The 11845-nt window shown below is 63.7% G+C and carries 15 protein-coding genes; 12 read left to right on the forward strand and 3 right to left on the reverse strand.

Annotated elements, in window-relative coordinates:
* Nucleotides 1–25: 25 nt before the first annotated feature.
* From SR858_RS06790 to SR858_RS06810, 5 genes are all read left to right on the forward strand, one after another.
* Nucleotides 26–691 carry a TetR/AcrR family transcriptional regulator gene (locus SR858_RS06790; protein WP_019921990.1) on the forward strand — a complete coding sequence of 222 codons (666 nt, stop codon included), beginning with the start codon at nucleotides 26–28 and terminating at the stop codon, nucleotides 689–691.
* A gap of 23 nt (nucleotides 692–714) precedes the next feature.
* Nucleotides 715–1512, forward strand: a complete 798-nt coding sequence (locus SR858_RS06795) for a tetratricopeptide repeat protein (protein ID WP_019921991.1) — start codon at nucleotides 715–717, stop codon at nucleotides 1510–1512.
* Nucleotides 1509–2048: an LOG family protein gene (locus SR858_RS06800; protein ID WP_019921992.1), complete on the forward strand. Its 540-nt coding sequence runs from the start codon at nucleotides 1509–1511 to the stop codon at nucleotides 2046–2048. The genes SR858_RS06795 and SR858_RS06800 overlap by 4 nt, the downstream gene beginning before the upstream one ends.
* 19 nt (nucleotides 2049–2067) lie before the next feature.
* On the forward strand, nucleotides 2068–3360 hold the full coding sequence (locus SR858_RS06805; RefSeq protein ID WP_019921993.1) for a glycosyltransferase: 1293 nt from the start codon (nucleotides 2068–2070) through the stop codon (nucleotides 3358–3360).
* A 156-nt stretch (nucleotides 3361–3516) separates the two neighbouring features.
* Nucleotides 3517–5001 carry a Gfo/Idh/MocA family protein gene (locus SR858_RS06810; RefSeq protein WP_019921994.1) on the forward strand — a complete coding sequence of 495 codons (1485 nt, stop codon included), beginning with the start codon at nucleotides 3517–3519 and terminating at the stop codon, nucleotides 4999–5001.
* An 8-nt stretch (nucleotides 5002–5009) separates the two neighbouring features.
* Here SR858_RS06810 and SR858_RS06815 read toward each other — a convergent pair whose 3' ends face one another.
* On the reverse strand, nucleotides 5010–5519 hold the full coding sequence (locus tag SR858_RS06815) for a YgjP-like metallopeptidase domain-containing protein (RefSeq protein WP_019921995.1): 510 nt from the start codon (nucleotides 5517–5519) through the stop codon (nucleotides 5010–5012).
* Between the two features lie 120 nt (nucleotides 5520–5639).
* Here SR858_RS06815 and modA point away from each other — a divergent pair, with 120 nt between their 5' ends.
* The 4 genes from modA to SR858_RS06835 are packed head-to-tail and all read left to right on the forward strand — an operon-like array spanning nucleotide 5640 to nucleotide 8578.
* Complete coding sequence (modA, locus tag SR858_RS06820) at nucleotides 5640–6401, forward strand: molybdate ABC transporter substrate-binding protein (RefSeq protein ID WP_407654689.1); 762 nt, start codon at nucleotides 5640–5642, stop codon at nucleotides 6399–6401.
* 7 nt (nucleotides 6402–6408) lie between these two features.
* Nucleotides 6409–7095, forward strand: a complete 687-nt coding sequence (gene modB / locus SR858_RS06825) for a molybdate ABC transporter permease subunit (protein ID WP_019921997.1) — start codon at nucleotides 6409–6411, stop codon at nucleotides 7093–7095.
* A 2-nt stretch (nucleotides 7096–7097) separates the two neighbouring features.
* Nucleotides 7098–7772, forward strand: coding sequence for an ABC transporter ATP-binding protein (locus SR858_RS06830; RefSeq protein ID WP_026637315.1), 675 nt, complete (start codon nucleotides 7098–7100; stop codon nucleotides 7770–7772).
* Nucleotides 7769–8578 carry a TOBE domain-containing protein gene (locus SR858_RS06835; protein ID WP_019921999.1) on the forward strand — a complete coding sequence of 270 codons (810 nt, stop codon included), beginning with the start codon at nucleotides 7769–7771 and terminating at the stop codon, nucleotides 8576–8578. Before SR858_RS06830 ends, SR858_RS06835 begins: the two co-directional genes overlap by 4 nt.
* 128 nt (nucleotides 8579–8706) lie before the next feature.
* Here SR858_RS06835 and SR858_RS06840 read toward each other — a convergent pair whose 3' ends face one another.
* Both SR858_RS06840 and SR858_RS06845 read right to left on the reverse strand, forming a co-directional pair.
* The gene (locus SR858_RS06840) at nucleotides 8707–9069 is read right to left on the reverse strand and encodes a KGG domain-containing protein (protein ID WP_019922000.1); all 363 of its coding nucleotides are present in this window, start codon (nucleotides 9067–9069) and stop codon (nucleotides 8707–8709) included.
* A 56-nt stretch (nucleotides 9070–9125) separates the two neighbouring features.
* Nucleotides 9126–9296 (reverse strand): hypothetical protein, encoded by a 171-nt coding sequence (locus tag SR858_RS06845; RefSeq protein ID WP_157094834.1) that lies wholly within the window; start codon nucleotides 9294–9296, stop codon nucleotides 9126–9128.
* Between SR858_RS06845 and purU the strand changes: the two genes are divergently transcribed.
* From purU to SR858_RS06860, 3 genes are all read left to right on the forward strand, one after another.
* The gene (gene purU / locus SR858_RS06850) at nucleotides 9295–10164 is read left to right on the forward strand and encodes a formyltetrahydrofolate deformylase (protein WP_019922001.1); all 870 of its coding nucleotides are present in this window, start codon (nucleotides 9295–9297) and stop codon (nucleotides 10162–10164) included. The two genes, SR858_RS06845 and purU, sit on opposite strands and share 2 nt — an antisense overlap.
* Nucleotides 10165–10181: 17 nt before the next feature.
* Entirely contained in the window at nucleotides 10182–10724 is a 543-nt protein-coding gene (locus SR858_RS06855) for a YaeQ family protein (protein WP_019922002.1), read from the forward strand.
* An 88-nt stretch (nucleotides 10725–10812) separates the two neighbouring features.
* On the forward strand, nucleotides 10813–11835 hold the full coding sequence (locus tag SR858_RS06860; RefSeq protein WP_019922003.1) for an Rpn family recombination-promoting nuclease/putative transposase: 1023 nt from the start codon (nucleotides 10813–10815) through the stop codon (nucleotides 11833–11835).
* Nucleotides 11836–11845 lie beyond the last annotated feature (10 nt).

Here is an 11845-nt window from a genome sequence, read left to right on the forward strand (position 1 = left end):
CAGATTTCACCGAGACCACCCCGCCATGCAACAAAAAGCCCCCCGCCGAACCCGCGAGCGCATCCTCGAACTGTCGCTGCGCCTGTTTAACGAGTTCGGCGAACCCAATATCACCACCACGGTGATCGCCGAAGAGATGAACATCTCGCCGGGCAATCTGTACTACCATTTCCGTAACAAGGACGACATCGTCAATTCGATCTTCGTGCAGTTCGAGGCCGAGATCGAGCGCATCCTGACGGTGCCCAACGGCCGCCGCTCGAACATCGACGACGTCTGGATGTATTTGCACCTGATGTTCGAACTGATCTGGCGCTACCGCTTCTTTTACCGCGACCTCAACGACCTGCTGTCGCGCAACCGCAAGCTCGAGCTGCACTTCAAGCAAATCCTCGACCACAAGATCAAGGTGGCCAAGCAGCTGTGCGAAGACTTGCGCAGCGAAGGTTCGCTGGAAGCGTCCGACGTCGCCATCGACGCCATGGCCACCAATATGGTGGTGGTGGCCACGTACTGGCTGTCGTACGAATACGTGCGCAATCCGCGCAAGTACAGCGAGCAGCAATCGATGGCCGACGCGCTGGCGCGCGGCTGCTACCAGGTGTTGTCGCAGATCGGCCCCTACCTGCGCAACGAGACCAGCTTGCTGTTCCAGAAGCTGTCCGAGGAATATCTGAAAAAGCTGAATTAGTATTTTTACGTCACGGAGATAGCATGGTCTGGACCGCCTTCCCGTATCCCGATGCCGGATACCGCCACACACCGGAAAGCCTGCAACAGGCCTGGCCGGTGCTGCACAGCGGCGACTGCGAACCGTTTCCCACCCATCCGGCGCTGGTGCAGGCCTGGATCGCTTTTCACGCCGGCGAGTTCGAGCGCGCCACGCGGCTGGGCCTGGACGTCGGTGTCAACGGTTACGCTGTCGCCCACAAGGCCATCTGCATCTACACCCAGTACCTGGAAACCAATCCGCGCAAGAAAATCGCCACCTTCGAATGCGTGGCCGAGCGCTGCGAGCGCCAGCAGCGCGAGCAGCCCGGCAACCCGTCCGGCTGGTACTGGCACGGCTATGCACTCGGCTATTACTCCACCGGTATTTCGGTGGTCAAGGCGCTGGCCCAGGGCCTGGGCGCCAAGGTGCGCCACAGCCTGGAAACCACGCTGCGGCTGGCGCCCGAGCGTCCCGACGTCCACGTGGCGCTGGGCGTGTATCACACCGAGATCGTCGACAAGGCCGGCGCCATGATCGGCGGCCTGACCTATGGGGCAAAAAAGGAGGAGGGTTACCGCCACTTCGAGACGGCCTTGCGGCTCAATCCCGGGTCGGCGATTGCCCGCGTCGAATATGCGCGCGCCTTGCGCCTGCTGGAAGGCAAGCGCAAACTGGCGCAAGCACGGACCATGCTGGAACAGGCGGCGGCGGTGCACGCGCACGACGCCGTGGAGCGGCTCGATATCGAAGCTGCCCGAACAGAACTCAACATAAAACTCAACGAGGAAAAGCAGCAGTGACCAAGACCATTTGTGTATATTGCGGCGCCAACGCCGGCATCAGCGACAACTATGCGGCAGCGGCGCGCGCGCTGGGCGCGGCCATGGTGGAGCAAAACCTGGCGCTGGTGTACGGCGGCGGCAAGGTGGGCCTGATGGGCATCATCGCCGACGAGGTGCTGCGCCTGGGCGGCGAAGTCACCGGCGTGATTCCCACCGCGCTGGTCGAGCGCGAAGTTGGCCACGCGGGCCTGACGCGCCAGTTCATCGTCAAGGACATGCATGAACGCAAGGCCATGATGGCCAGCCTGTCCGACGGCTTTATCGCCATGCCTGGCGGCATGGGCACGCTGGAAGAACTGTTCGAAATGCTGACGTGGTCGCAGCTGGGCATCCACGCCAAGCCGATCGGTCTGCTCAACGTCGATGGCTTTTATAACGGCCTGATCGACTTCATCGGCCACGCGCGCGAACAGGGCTTCATCCGCCCGCAGCACGCGGCGTTGATGATGTCGGCCAATGAGCCGGACGCACTGCTCAAACTCCTCAAGCAGTAACCACCGCGAAGGCGCAGCCATGCAGCTCCCTGTCGTGCAGCCTACAGTTGTACAGCCTCGCATCCTGATCCTGGCCGTCGGCAGCGCCGGCGATGTCTATCCCTTCATCGTCATCGGCCAGGCGCTGCGTGCGCGTGGCTACGAAGTGACCTTGACTGCCTCGGCCAATTTCGAGGAACGGGTGCAGCGCGCCGGCTTGCAGTTCATCTCGGGTCTGGCCCAGGAGGAGCTCGAAAACGGCATCCGCGATCCCGACCTGTGGCACCCGGTCAAGGGTTTTGCCACCATCTGGAAGTACATGGCGCGCCACTTGCCAGCGGCTTACAACCAGCAGCTGGCGCTGGTGCGCGAAAAGCCGACCCTGATCGTCGCCAGCACGCTGGGCCTGACCGGCCGCCTGTTGCAGGAAGCGCACGGCGTGCCGCTGGTCACCGTCCACCTGGCGCCGTCGTGCCTGTTCTCTGCCGACGATACGGCCGTGCGGCGCGGCTTGTCCTGGCCGCGCGGCTGGCCGCGCTGGGCGGTGCGCATCACGCTTGGTTTGATCGACCGCCTGATGGTCGATGCCGTGGTGCGGCCAGCACTGAACGGCATGCGCGCCCATATCGGCCTGGCGCCGGTGCGGCGCGTGATGAGCCACTGGCTGCACTCGCCGCAGCACGTGGTCTGCGCGTGGCCCGCCTGGTTTGCCGCGCCGCAGGCGGACTGGCCGCCCAATGCGGTGTGCGCCGGCTTTCCGCGCATGCCCGCATCGACCCCTGAACTTGATCCGGCGTTGCAGCGATTTATTGACGATGGCGACGCGCCGATCGTCATTACCCCCGGCTCGGCGATGGCCCATGGCGGCGATTTTATCGTCCGCGCGCTTGCTGCCGCTACGGCGTTAAAGGTGAGGGCGGTGGTGGTGACGCCCTACCGCGAGCAGGTGCCATTGGAATTGCCTGCATCTGTGCATTACGCCGCCTACGCGCCGTTCGATGTGCTCAGCCGCCAGGTGGCGGCCTTCGTGCACCATGGCGGCATTGGCACCAGCGCCACCGTGCTGGCGGCGGGCAAGCCGCAGCTGATCGTGCCGTTCGCGTTCGACCAGCCCGACAATGCCGCGCGCCTGACGCGCCTCGGCGTGGCGGCCACCGTGCTGCCGGACTCGCCGCCAGCCATGTGGCAGCAGGCGCTGTCCCGTTTGCTCGACGACCCGGCAGTGGCCAAGGCCTGCGCCACGTTTGCCACCGTGATGGCCGCGGAACGGCCGGCGGCGGACCGGATCGCTGAGATTATCGAGAGCGATCCCGGGCCGGGCCAGGTGACCTGACGTTTCATCGCGCATCAGGCGTGGCCGGCCTGGCTGGCGGATAACAATCGTCTCGGTGACCGATGTGCTGGTGTTGCGGCGATGCTGTTGCTTGCGTGGAGACATCTCCCTATGATCGACATGGGTGAGAGATGACGTCAACCACGGAGACCAGCCATGCATAACGACAACAACAGCGACAACAACAGCGACATCGACAGCGGCGCTGACCGCCAGGCCGGCACCAGCCGCCGCACCATCCTCAAAGCCGTCGGCGCCACCGCCACCGGCTTGCTGCTCGGCAGCAGCGCCTGCGCGGCCGCGCCGCGCAAGCGGTATGCCGTGGTGGGCGTCGGCTCGCGCGCCCGCATGTTTACGCGCGCGATCACCGATGACTTCCGTGACGATAACGACATCGTTGCCGTGTGCGATAACAATGCCGGCCGCGCGGCGCTGGCCGTGCGCACGATCGCCGCCACCGGCGCCAGCCATCCCCGCGCTTACAGCGCTGCGCAGTTCGACACCATGATCCGCGAGACCAGGCCCGACTACGTGATCGTGACGACTGTCGATGCCACCCACGACGATTACATCGTGCGTGCGCTCGACCTGGGCTGCGACGTCATCACCGAGAAGCCGATGACCACGACGGCCGCCAAGGCCCAGCGCATCCTCGACGCCGTCAAGCGCAGCGGCCGCCATGTGCGCGTGACGTTCAATTACCGCTACGCGCCGCCGCGCACGCAGGTCAAGGACATCCTGATGAGCGGCGAGATCGGCGATGTGCTGTCGGTGGATTTCACGTGGCTGCTCAATACCGTGCACGGCGCCGACTATTTCCGCCGCTGGCACAGCAACAAGGCCCGTTCCGGCGGGCTGATGATCCACAAGGCGACCCACCATTTCGACCTGGTCAACTGGTGGCTGGGCGCCCAGCCCGAGCGGGTGCACGCGTTCGGCTCGCGCCAGTTTTACACGCCGCAGACGGCCCGCCGCCTGGGCCTGCAAGGCGCGCACGAACGGTGCCTGACGTGCAGCGAAAAAGCCCGATGCGCGTTCTATTTCGACCTGGCGGCCGATGCCGGCCTCAAGGCGCTGTACCTGGAAAATGAACAATACGATGGCTACTTCCGCGACCAGTGTGTGTGGCGGCCGGAGATCGACATCGAGGATACGATGAATGTGATGGTCCGCTACGACAACAACGTCCAGCTCAACTACGCGCTGTCTGCCTACGACGCCTGGGAGGGGTACCACATCGCCTTCAACGGCACCAAGGGCCGGCTCGAGCACCGCATTGTCGAAAAAGTGGGCGTGGCCGGCGCCAACGAGGTGCAGAGCATGAGCGAAGGTGTCCATACCCGCATCATTCCGCTGCGCGGCGCCGCGCGCGACATCGAGCCCTGGGTGGGCAAGGGCGGTCACGGCGGCGGCGACCTGGTGATGTTGACCGAAATCTTCGGCAAGGCGCCGGCCGACAAGTACCTGCGCATGGCCGATGAACGTGCCGGCGCCTGGTCGTGCCTGGTCGGAGTGGCTGCCAACCGGTGCTTCGAGACGGGGCAGACGGTCAAAATCGCCGACCTGATCAAGGGGCTGACGCCACCGGATCGGCCGGCCATGCCTTCGCGCACCGGACCGCTGAAGGTGAAAATGACCTGACCGTCAGGTCAGGCCCATAGCTTGCCACTGCCGGTATCGAGATGGGTGAGGTACAGCCGCAAGTCGAACTCGTACTGGTGGTAGTTCGGTTCCATGTACGTGCACAGTTTATAAAACGGCTTGTCGTGCTGCTTTTCCTTCACGTGCGCCAGTTCGTGCACGGCAATCATGCGCAGGAATTCCAGCGGCGCTTCCTTGAACATGGTGGCCACGCGGATCTCGTGCTTGGCCTTGAGCTTGCCGCCTTGCACGCGCGAGATCGATGTGTGCAGGCCCAGCGCGTGGTTGATCACGTGGATCTTGCTGTCGTATTCGACCTTGTTGATCGGGTCGGCGTTGCGCAGGTGTTCCTCGCGCAAGTCCTGCACGTAGTTGTACAGCGCCTTGTCGGTGCGCACGTCGTGGGCCTTGCTGTAGCGCTTGAGCAGCACCTCGCCCAGCTTGTTCTGGGCCAGCAGTTGCGACACTTGTTGCTGGGTTTGCTCGGAATAGGCGCTCAGGTACTTCAGGGCAGGCATGGCAGGAAGGCGAAAAATCAATCGAGGGCGCAATGTATCACACCTGTCCTTTTGCCCGGGTGCATCCAACGATGATCGCTATATAATCATGTATATTACGGTTTTCACTTGGGAGCGGCAATGCGGAAGACAACGATGATGGTGGCGCTGGCGCTGATGCCGGTATTGGCAGCGACGGGCGGCACGGCGGCGGCGGCGGACATCACGGTCTCGGCGGCGGCCAGCCTGACCAATGCCTTCAAGGAAATCGGTACGGCCTACGAGAAAGACCACCCGGGCGACAAGGTGCTGTTCAACTTTGCCGCATCCGACCCGCTGGTGCAGCAGATCGCCAAGGGCGCGCCGGTGGACGTGTTTGCCTCCGCCGACCAGGATGCCATGGACAAGGCCGAAGGCCTGAAGCTGCTCGCTGCCGGCACCCGCAAAAATTTCGTCGCCAACACCCTGGTGCTGATCACGCCGGCCAACAGCAAGCATGCGATCAAGGGACTCAATGACCTGCAGCAGCCGGCCATTACCCGCATCACCCTGGGCAATCCGGCCAGCGTGCCGGTGGGCCGCTATACGCGCAACGCGCTCGAGCAAGCCAAGCTCTGGAGCACGGTCGAGCCGAAGGCCATTTACGGTACCTCGGTGCGCCAGAGCCTGGACTACGTGGCGCGTGGCGAAGTCGATGCCGGCTTTGTTTACGCCACCGACGCTGCCGTGCAAAAGGACAAGGTCACGGTCGTTGCCACCATCCCGACCACGACGCCGGTCACCTATCCGATCGCGCTGATTGAAAAAGGCCCGCAAGTGGAGGCCGGCCGCCGCTTCATCGCCTACGTGATGGCGCCGGGCGCTCAGGCGGTGCTGGCCAAATACGGTTTCAGCCGTCCATAAACAGGGCGTGGACAGTTTTTTCAACGAGCCCGCGTGGATCGCGCTGCGGCTCTCGCTCAAGGTGGCCTGCTGGGCCACCTTGTTGGCGCTGGTGGCCGGCACCGGGTTCGGCTACCTGCTGGCACGCAAGCGGTTTATCGGCCGCGAGCTGCTCGACGCCATGTTGACCTTGCCGATGGTGATGCCGCCGACGGTGCTTGGCTACTACCTGCTGGTGCTCATCGGCCGCGAGGGCGTGGTCGGCGCCTGGCTGCAGCACCATTTCGGCATCAACCTGATCTTCACCTGGCAGGCGGCGGTGATTGCGGCGGCCGTGGTGGCGTTTCCGCTGGTACTCAAGGGCGCCCGCGCCGCGTTTGAAACAGTCGATATGCAGCTTGAACAGGCGGCCATGGTGCTGGGCGTGTCGTCGTTCGGCGTGTTCCTGCGCGTGACCTTGCCGCTGGCCTGGCGCGGTGTGCTGGGCGGCACCTTGCTGGCGTTTGCCCGTTCGATGGGCGAGTTCGGCGCCACGTTGATGGTGGCCGGCAGCATCCCCGGTAAAACCCAGACCTTGTCGATTGCCGTCTACGAGGCCGTGCAGGCGGGCCAGGACGATACCGCCAATTTGCTGGTGATCATCACGTCGGTGGTGTGCGTCACCGTGCTGGTGGCGGCCAACAAGCTCACCCCCAACCGCAATCCGCAACGATGACCATGGTAATCAACGTCGATATCCGCAAGACCCTGCGCTCGGGCGACCGCGTGTTCGAGCTCGATGCCCGCTTCGAGTCGGCCAGTACGCGCGTGGTGATCTACGGCCCGTCGGGCGCCGGCAAGAGCCAGCTCCTGAAAGCGGTGGCGGGCTTGATGACGCCGGACCAGGGCCGCATCGCGCTGGCCGGGCGCTGCCTGTTCGACGCTGCCGCCGGCATCGATGTGACGCCGCAACACCGCCGCGTGGCCTACCTGTTCCAGGACTATGCACTGTTCCCGCATCTCAATGTGCGGCAGAATATCGCTTTTGGTCTGCAACCCGGCTGGCGCAATCCGCTGGCGCGCGTCGATGTGGAGGCGGTGCGCTATTGGCTGGCAGCGTTCGAGCTCGAGCACGTGGCGCAGCAGTTGCCGCACCAGCTGTCGGGCGGCCAGCGTCAGCGCGTGGCCCTGGCGCGCGCGCTGGCGCCGCAGCCGGGCGCATTGTTACTCGACGAGCCGTTCGCCGCGCTCGACCCGGGCCTGCGCGAACGCATGCGCGCCGAGCTCGATGCATTGCAACGCCGCCTGGCGATACCGATGATACTGATCACCCACGATCCCGAGGACGTGCGCGCGTTCGGCGACCACGTGCTGCGCATGAACCAGGGACGGCTCGAGGAGCACGCACCATGAATGACGATCACAAGACGCTGGCATTGCAGGGCAATGTCTGGATGACCATCGGCGGCCAGAAGCTGGGCGGTCAGGACCGGGTGGAATTGCTGTCAGCCATCGCTGCCCACGGTTCGATCACGGCGGCGGCCAAGGCGGTGGGCATGAGCTACAAAGGCGCCTGGGATGCCATCGAGGCGATGAACAACCTGGCCGGCGAGCCGCTGCTTGAACGCGTGGCCGGCGGCAAGGGGGGCGGCGGCACCCGGCTCACCAGCCGCGGCACCCAGCTGGTCGAGAATTTTCGCAAGATCGAGGCGGCGCACCGCCAGTTCGTGGCGCACCTGAGCGAACAGTCGCACGCGCTGGCCGATGATTTGTTAATGATACGGAGAATGAAAATGAAGACCAGCGCGCGCAACCAGTTCAGCGGCACGGTGGTGGCCTTGAAAGAGGGTGCCGTCAACGACGAGGTGATACTCGAGGTAGTGGGCGGTCAGAACATCGTGGCCACCATCACCCGCGACAGCCGCGAGAGCCTGGGACTGGTGGTCGGCGCGGAAGCGTTTGCGCTGGTCAAGGCTTCATCGGTGATCGTGGTGACGGACCTGGGCGGCGCGCGCTTGTCGGCCCGTAACCAGCTGGCGGGCACCATCAGCCGCGTGGTGCCCGGCGCGGTCAATACCGAGGTGAGTATCGACCTGCCGGGCGGCGGCGTAATCGCCGCCATCGTCACGCGCGACAGCGGCGAGGCACTGGGCCTGGTCGAGGGCGGCGCGGCGGTGGCAGTGTTCAAGGCGTCGAGCGTGATTGTAGGGACGTCGTAGGGACGCCGTAGGAACGCCATCGGCACGCTCCGCTGCTCAGGCACGCCATGATGCATACCATCACTACGCCGGTCTGACCGCCGAGATACGTCGCCATCAGGCGACACCCGTGCCGGACCGGCGTCCGCCTAGCCCTTGCTACTCTGGCGGTTGCCGCTGCCGGAAGCTTGCTCCGAGCCCCGGCTGCTTCGTTCGGCAGCTGCCGCCCGCGCGGCCGATTGCCGGCTTTCGCCGCCCTTGCGGCCGATGGCGGCCATGTGCTCGCGGTTGCGGCTGACCGCCTCGCCGCCTTTCTGGCCGGCGCGCCGTGCTTCTTCGGAATCGAATTCATGCGCCGTGCCTTTTTGGTGCGCGGCCTGTCCGCCCTTGCTGGCGATGCTGCGTTGGGTGGCCTGGTCCATGGCGGCGAAGCCGCGCTTGGCCGGGGTTTTGGGTTGGGTCTGGTCTTCCCCATCCTTGCTTGCTGCATTGCGTTGATTGCTGCTTGCCATTGCTGCCTCCTGGGTTGTGGTCGGGTTGCGAACAGCCAAAGCCGCTGCTCTGCATGTTAGAGGTGCAAGGTTGATGAAAGTTCCACGTCATTTGCGATGCGATCGACGTGGTGTTTGACGGTGCGCCAACGGCGCGCGGGCCGCAGTTTTACTGCAATGGCCGCGCCGTGCGACAATACCGGCCTCGTTATTCTCTTGTTGTTATTGAAATTGACTGCGGCGGCCATGACCAACCCTGAATACATCCTCACTCTTTCTTGCCTCGACCAGCGCGGCATCGTGCACCGCGTGTCCGGTTTCCTGGCCGATCACGGTTGCAACATCATCGACTCCGCCCAGTTTGGCGACAGCGAATCGCGGCTGTTTTTCATGCGCGTGCATTTTGCGCTGGAAGACGGCGGCGTCAACGACGAGCTGCTGCGCGCCGACTTTGCGCTGCTCGCAGCCGGCATGCAGCTGGACTGGGAACTGCGCGACGCACACTACAAGCCGCGCGTGCTGCTGATGGTGTCGAAAATCGGCCATTGCCTGAACGACTTGCTGTTCCGTTACAAGAGCGGTTTGCTGCCGGTCGAGATTCCGGCCATCGTTTCGAACCACATGGATTTCTACCAGCTGGCAGCGAGCTACAATATTCCGTTCCACCACCTGCCACTGGCCGCTGGTGCGCCGGAATCGGCCAAGCTGGCGCAGGAAGCGCGCGTGCAGGACCTGATGCAGCACCACCAGATCGACCTCGTGGTCCTGGCGCGCTACATGCAGATCCTGTCGCCGGGCATGTGCGCCGCGCTCAAGGGCAAGGCCATCAATATCCACCATTCGTTCCTGCCCAGCTTCAAGGGCGCCAAGCCGTATGCCCAGGCGCACCATCGCGGCGTCAAGCTGATCGGCGCCACCGCGCACTTCGTCACCGGCGACCTCGATGAAGGCCCGATCATCGAGCAGGACGTCGAACGCGTCGATCATTCGATGGATGCCGAGACGCTGTCGGCCATCGGCCGCGACGTCGAATGCGTGGTGCTGGCGCGCGCTGTGAAATGGTTTGTCGAACACCGCATCTTGCAGAACGGCGACAAGACTGTCGTCTTCAAATAATTTACAGAGAAATACCAATGGCACTCAAAGCAACAATCTACAAAGCCGAGTTATCGATTGCGGACATGGACCGCAATTACTACGGCACCCACGCGCTCACCCTGGCCAAGCATCCGTCCGAAACCGACGAGCGCGTGATGGTACGGCTGCTGGCCTTTGCCATCCACGCCAGCGATTCGCTCACGTTCACCAAGGGGCTGTTCGACGTCGACGAGCCGGACCTGTGGCAGAAGGACCTGACCGGCGCCATCGAGCTGTGGATCAATGTCGGCCAGCCCGACGAAAAAATCATGCTCAAGGCCAGCGGACGCTCGAACCAGGTGGTGGTGTACAGCTACGCGGCCACCAGCAATATCTGGTGGAAGGGCATCGCCAACAAGGTCGAACGCTGCAAGAACCTGACCGTGATCGACCTGCCGTCGGAAGCGACCGAGCAACTGGCGCTGATGGCCCAGCGCACCATGCAACTGCAATGCACGATCCAGGACGGCCAGATCTGGCTGACCGACGGCGTCACCACCATCGAATTCCCGCGCGAAACGCTCAAGGAAGCGCGCTAACCATCTGCTCTCACGCGGTTTGATCCATCGCAAACCGCGTGCATTTCACCGGCGATCTGGGCCGGTCATGCCAGTGCTACATTTGGCCATGACCAGCCAGGCCGACACCGTCTATAAACAACTGTTCTCGCATCCCGAGATCTTGCGCGAGCTGCTGACCGGCTTTCTGGAAGCGGACTGGGCAGCGTCGCTGGGCGTGGGCGCGTTCGAGCGGGTCAATGCCAGCTATGCCAGCGAGCGTGGCAAGGCGCGCCACGACGACATGGTGTGGCGCGTCAATGTCGGCGGCGAATGGGTGTACGTGTACATCCTGCTCGAGTTCCAGGCGCGCTCCGAACATTGGATGGCGCTGCGCATGCAGGTGTATATCGGCCTGCTGTACCAGGACCTGTTGCGCCAGCGGCGCCTGAGCCGGGGGCGCAAGTTGCCGCCGGTATTGCCGGTGGTGCTCTACAGCGGCCGCCAGCCTTGGCGCGCCGCGACTGAACTGGCCGAGCTGTCGCTGCCGCCACCGCACGGACTGGAGGCGTATCAGCCGAAGCAAAAATACCTGCTGGTCGAACAGCGCTGGAACCAATCGGTGGATGTACACTCTAATGTGCTGGCAATCGTGTTTAAGCTGCTGCGCGCGCAGAGCGATGCCGAGTTGCGTGCGGCGCTGAAACTGTTTGCCGAGCGGGTGAGGGCGCCGGATTTGCAGCCGGCCCGTGAAAGTTTGTTGCGCTGGCTGCAAACGACCTTGCGGCTTGAGTTCAGTGAGCTCAATGTAAATATGGAGGAAAAAATGGGTATCTTGTTCGATCAACGGTTCAAGCGCTATGAAGATTTGCTGGAGTACGAGGCGATCGAAAAGGGGCGCAAGAAGGGGATTTTGGAGGGACGGCAAGAGGGACGGCAAGAGGGGCTGCAACAAGGCTTGCAACAAGGGTTACAACAAGGCTTACGTGAGGTTTTGCAAGACATTCTCCAACCCGGTGATCAGGGCAATCAGAGCCAGCTGCAATCCCACATAGCCGAAAAAATCAACGCCGCCAACCCCGACCAGCTGCGCGAGTGGATCAAGTCCCTCGCGCGCGGCGCCAACCCGCGCCAGCTGTTTGGCGCGGACTGACCATGGCTTG

It is taken from the genome of Duganella zoogloeoides, assembly GCF_034479515.1.
In the GTDB taxonomy this organism is placed as follows: domain Bacteria; phylum Pseudomonadota; class Gammaproteobacteria; order Burkholderiales; family Burkholderiaceae_D; genus Rugamonas; species Rugamonas zoogloeoides.

What these genes read in the sequence shown, in the direction of transcription:
- SR858_RS06805 (WP_019921993.1), top strand. Translation starts at nt 2,068, where the DNA reads ATGCAGCTCCCTGTCGTGCAGCCTACAGTTGTACAGCCTCGCATCCTG.
- purU (WP_019922001.1), top strand. Translation starts at nt 9,295, where the DNA reads ATGACCAACCCTGAATACATCCTCACTCTTTCTTGCCTCGACCAGCGC.
- modA (WP_407654689.1), top strand. Translation starts at nt 5,640, where the DNA reads ATGCGGAAGACAACGATGATGGTGGCGCTGGCGCTGATGCCGGTATTG.
- SR858_RS06830 (WP_026637315.1), top strand. Translation starts at nt 7,098, where the DNA reads ATGGTAATCAACGTCGATATCCGCAAGACCCTGCGCTCGGGCGACCGC.
- SR858_RS06815 (WP_019921995.1), bottom strand. Translation starts at nt 5,519, where the DNA reads ATGCCTGCCCTGAAGTACCTGAGCGCCTATTCCGAGCAAACCCAGCAA.
- SR858_RS06840 (WP_019922000.1), bottom strand. Translation starts at nt 9,069, where the DNA reads ATGGCAAGCAGCAATCAACGCAATGCAGCAAGCAAGGATGGGGAAGAC.
- SR858_RS06810 (WP_019921994.1), top strand. Translation starts at nt 3,517, where the DNA reads ATGCATAACGACAACAACAGCGACAACAACAGCGACATCGACAGCGGC.
- SR858_RS06790 (WP_019921990.1), top strand. Translation starts at nt 26, where the DNA reads ATGCAACAAAAAGCCCCCCGCCGAACCCGCGAGCGCATCCTCGAACTG.
- SR858_RS06795 (WP_019921991.1), top strand. Translation starts at nt 715, where the DNA reads ATGGTCTGGACCGCCTTCCCGTATCCCGATGCCGGATACCGCCACACA.
- SR858_RS06855 (WP_019922002.1), top strand. Translation starts at nt 10,182, where the DNA reads ATGGCACTCAAAGCAACAATCTACAAAGCCGAGTTATCGATTGCGGAC.
- SR858_RS06845 (WP_157094834.1), bottom strand. Translation starts at nt 9,296, where the DNA reads ATGGCCGCCGCAGTCAATTTCAATAACAACAAGAGAATAACGAGGCCG.
- SR858_RS06860 (WP_019922003.1), top strand. Translation starts at nt 10,813, where the DNA reads ATGACCAGCCAGGCCGACACCGTCTATAAACAACTGTTCTCGCATCCC.
- SR858_RS06835 (WP_019921999.1), top strand. Translation starts at nt 7,769, where the DNA reads ATGAATGACGATCACAAGACGCTGGCATTGCAGGGCAATGTCTGGATG.